Here is a 2578-nt window from a genome sequence, read left to right as displayed (position 1 = left end):
ATGCTGGCCGCCGGCGACACCTTCCGCGCGGCGGCGATCGAGCAGCTCAAGGTCTGGGGCGAGCGCACCGGAGCGCCGGTCCTCGCGCGCGAGCAGGGCGCCGATGCGGCGGGCCTCGCCTATGACGCGCTCAACCAGGCGCGGGCGGATGGACACGACGTGCTTCTCATGGATACGGCGGGGCGGCTGCAGAACAAGACCGCGCTGATGGCCGAGCTTGAAAAGATCATCCGCGTCATGCGCAAGCTCGACGAAAGCGCCCCGCATGCCGTTCTGCTCGTGCTCGATGCCACCGTGGGCCAGAACGCGCTCTCGCAGGTCGAGATCTTCGGCAAGGCCGCCGGCGTAACCGGCCTCGTCATGACCAAGCTCGACGGCACGGCGCGCGGCGGCATCCTCGTGGCGCTGGCCGACAAGTTCGCCCTGCCGGTGCATTATATCGGCGTCGGCGAGGGCGTCGACGATCTCGAACCGTTTGCCGCGCGCGATTTCGCGCAGGCGATCGCGGGAATTGCCGAGGAGCGTATTTGAGGCGGTGCGCAGCCTTGATAGGGCATGCGGATTTTCCCATATTCCGTCCATAAAGGCGTGCGAGCGTTCGGCTCGCCGCATCCATCACGAGCCGGCTCTGCTCCTGAACCGGAGTCGGTCGGCAAGCCGAGGTGACGCCATGTTCATTCAAACGGAAGCCACGCCGAACCCGGCGACCCTGAAATTCCTTCCCGGCAGCGTCGTCATGCCGTCGGGCACCTTCGATGCGCGCAGCGCCGAGGAGGGCGCCCGCTCGCCGCTGGCACAGCGGCTCTTCGCCATTCCCGGCGTCGCCGGCGTGTTCTTCGGCTATGATTTCATCACCGTGACCAAGAGCGACGGCGAGTGGCAGCATCTCAAGCCCTCCATCCTCGGCGCGATCATGGAGCACTTCATGGCCGGCCAGCCGGTGCTCGAGCAGGAATTCGCCGGCGGCAATGCCGAGAGCGGCGAAGAATTCTTCGAAGAAGCCGATGCCGATACCGTGGCCACCATCAAGGAGTTGCTGGAGACGCGGGTGCGCCCCGCCGTGGCCAGCGATGGCGGCGACATCACCTTCCGCGGCTACCGCGACGGCACGGTCTATCTCGCCATGAAGGGCGCCTGCGCCGGCTGCCCCTCGTCGACGGCGACGCTCAAGCACGGCATCCAGAACCTGCTGCGCCATTTCGTGCCTGATGTGCGCGAGGTCGAAGCGATCTGATCAGCGCTCTCGCGTGATGCGAGGCGGTCGCTGCGCGCGGTCTCTTTCATGTGCACTTGGATTGTCGGGCAATCTTAAGATGCATTAATGCGCGAAAAGCATGCAAATATAGTGCTGTCTTCCCGATGGCGCTTTCCCCCCATCACCGAAAGGATCCCCCCGATGACGCAGTCCGATTCGCGCCAGGCCGGCCATGGTCAGCCCGTGCCCGACCAGACCCTGGACCAGCTGTTTCGTGAAGCGCGCACGTATTACAAATGGCAGGACAAGCCCGTTTCCGAGGCGACCCTGCGTGCCTTGTTCGATCTGGTGAAGATGGGTCCGACCAGCGCGAATTGCTCGCCCGCAAGGCTGATCTTTGTCACCAGCCCCGAGGCCAAGGCGAAGCTCAAGCCGCATCTGATGGAGGGCAATGTCGAGAAGACCATGTCGGCCCCCGTCACTGCGATCATCGGCTACGATCTCGAATTCTACGAGCATTACGGTTTTCTCCATCCCCACAACCCCGATGCGCCGCGCTCCTGGGTGGAGGGCAAGCCGGATGCGATCCAGAAAACCGCCTTCCAGAACGGCACGCTGCAGGGTGGCTATCTGATCATGGCGGCGCGGGCGCTGGGGCTCGATTGCGGTCCGATGGCCGGTTTCGACAATGCGGGCGTGGAAAAAGTCTTCTTCCCGGATGGAAAAATCAAGGCGAACTTTCTATGCAATCTCGGTTATGGTGACCCTGACAGCCTGTTTCCCAGGTTGCCGCGATTCGCGTTCGAGGATGTCTGCGCGATCGAATGAGGCTGGCGTCACCGCGTGAAGGCGGGCTCGGGAGAGGATTTTGCGGGTTCTGGCGATCGATACGGCGCTCGGCGCCTGCTCGGCCTGCGTCCTCGATGCCGGGGCCGCTGATCCGCTCGCTGTCGAGACGCTGCTCATGGAGCGCGGCCACGCCGAAGCGCTGATGCCCTTGATCGGGCGGGTCGCCGAATCCGTGCCCGGCGGCTTCGAGAGCATCGACCGCGTCGCGGTGACGATCGGGCCCGGCAGCTTCACCGGCATGCGCGTGGGGATTTCTGCCGCGCGCGCCATCGGGCTCGCCGCCGATGTGCCTGTCGTCGGCGTCACCACGCTCTCGGCGCTGCTCGCCCCACTCGTCGCGGCGGGGGACCGCCGGCTGATCGCGGCGGCGATTGATGCCCGCCACGGGGCGGTCTATTTCCAGGCCGTGGCGCCGGGCGGGCGCAGCGTCGTCGCGCCCGCGCATATCGGCATCCGCGAGGCGGTGCGCTATCTCGGATCGGGCCCGGTGGTGCTGACGGGATCGGCGGCGAGCCTCGTCGCGGCGGAGGCCAT

The 2578-nt window shown here is 65.8% G+C and carries 4 protein-coding genes; all 4 read left to right on the top strand.

The genetic code is table 11. The features are described from left to right. Window positions 1–531, top strand: a 531-nt coding sequence (ftsY, locus tag VKP01_RS04050; RefSeq protein ID WP_324410513.1) for a signaling recognition particle receptor family protein, incomplete at its 5' end; no start/stop codon positions are given. Between the two features lie 139 nt (window positions 532–670). After that, window positions 671–1234, top strand: a complete 564-nt coding sequence (locus tag VKP01_RS04045; RefSeq protein WP_324410511.1) for a NifU family protein — start codon at window positions 671–673, stop codon at window positions 1232–1234. A gap of 162 nt (window positions 1235–1396) precedes the next feature. Next, window positions 1397–2023 carry a malonic semialdehyde reductase gene (locus VKP01_RS04040; RefSeq protein WP_324410510.1) on the top strand — a complete coding sequence of 209 codons (627 nt, stop codon included), beginning with the start codon at window positions 1397–1399 and terminating at the stop codon, window positions 2021–2023. Window positions 2024–2063: 40 nt separating this feature from the next. Continuing rightward, window positions 2064–2578, top strand: a 515-nt coding sequence (tsaB, locus tag VKP01_RS04035; protein ID WP_324410508.1) for a tRNA (adenosine(37)-N6)-threonylcarbamoyltransferase complex dimerization subunit type 1 TsaB, incomplete at its 3' end; no start/stop codon positions are given.

Origin of the sequence: Saliniramus sp. (genome assembly GCF_035311605.1) — a bacterium.
GTDB lineage: Bacteria > Pseudomonadota > Alphaproteobacteria > Rhizobiales > Beijerinckiaceae > Saliniramus.
The sequence above is the reverse complement of the archived record's forward strand: the minus strand, read 5'-3'. Positions and strand labels throughout refer to the sequence as shown.